The following is a 1,485-nucleotide window of genomic DNA, read 5'->3' on the forward strand; positions in this document are numbered from 1 at the left end:
CCAATGTCAAAGCTGGTTAGAGGTGCGGCGCCGCCAGCCAGTTAGAAATGCGACACTCAGCATCGCCGCTGGCGCTGACCGCAGCCCCCGATCCGACCGGCTGGGCCGGGTTGCGAGGGAGGAGCGGGGGCGGGTGAGGGACGCGCCCCTTCGTCTTTAGCTTTGAGACTATGAGTGCCAGCGGTTCATTCCGCTGCCTCCATGCGCGCCAGCGCCTTCTGCCTTTTGGCAATGACCTCCGGATCATTCATGAAATCCGTCCGCCGACCGGGCTTGCGACCGCGCTTCTGATAGCCATTGCTCTTACTGCCATCCGGTATCCCAAACATATGATCCGTCTGGCCAGTGCGGCGAGGGCCGCTCTTGCTACGTTGCTGTTGGCGTCCGGCCTGCATCTCGGCGACGATCGACAGCACGTCGTCCAAACGCTTGTTCTCAACGACTTCGGATCGATGCACCGATCGTAACTTGTCGAAGGTTCTATAGGGCAGGGCAAAGCTCTCGTGCATGATCTCCAGACGGCCATCCGGATAGTCGCAAACGACGACCTTCTTACCCGCCATGGACCTGGAAAGATCAGTCGGATCGAGAATGAACAGCACCTTGTCATAGCGCAGCGTCAGGGTTTGCGACAGCGTGCGGACTTCCTTGCGGCACATGGCGCCGTCAAGGTTCTCATGATCGGCCAGTGGCCGGTGCATATCTTTCGGATTGCGTGGCGGTTTACCGAACCGGGAATTGAAATCCGCAATAAATTCTGACGCATAGATATTGGCTGCCTCGATAGTATCTATGCCGCGAAGCCGTAATTCCTTCACGAGGCGATCCTGCAGCGTCTGATTGGCGCGCTCCACCCGGCCCTTGGCCTGCGGGGTGTTGGCGCAGATAATGTCGATGTTCAGCTCGTAAAGCGCCCGCCCGAACTGTGTCAGGCCGCTCGTCCGGTCTGTCTCCGACGCATGGGTGGAGCGAAAGACGCCGTGCTTGTCGCTGTAGAAGGCCAGTGGCTTGCCCCATTGCTGCAGATAGGCCTTCGTCGCATGCAGGTAGTCGAACGTGTTCTCAGATCCGGCAAAGCGAAGATGCAAGAGCTTGCCGGTGGCGTCGTCGATATAGACGAGCAGGGCGCATTTGGGACCGCGGTTCTCGAACCACCAGTGATGCGAACCGTCGATCTGCACCAGCTCGCCAAAGCAGTCACGTCGGCCGCGTGGCTGGAAAACCCGTTTCTTGCGCTCCCGGCGAGAAACCCAGATGCCAGCCTCGGTCATCCATTGCCGAAGCGTCTCCTTGGCCACCGAGATCCGGTGCAACTCGATCAGCTTCTCGCGCGCTAGCGTTGGACCGAAATCCAGATAACGTTCGCGGATCAGATCCAGCGCCGCATTGCGAAATTCCTCGCTATGGCGCCGATTGCTCGGTCGCGATCGCTTCTTGGAAATGAGACCGGCTGGACCATCCAGGTCATAGGCCTGCAGCAGCCGA

1 protein-coding gene is annotated in these 1,485 nt (G+C 59.5%); it reads right to left on the bottom strand.

What is annotated here, in order from left to right:
• Window positions 1-185 precede the first annotated feature (185 nt).
• The coding region (locus LCM4573_RS18440; protein ID WP_071007851.1) for an ISNCY family transposase at window positions 186-1,485 on the bottom strand (1,300 nt) is incomplete at its 5' end.

The sequence above is a fragment of the Rhizobium sp. LCM 4573 genome (genome assembly GCF_001854865.1).
Taxonomy (GTDB): domain Bacteria; phylum Pseudomonadota; class Alphaproteobacteria; order Rhizobiales; family Rhizobiaceae; genus Neorhizobium.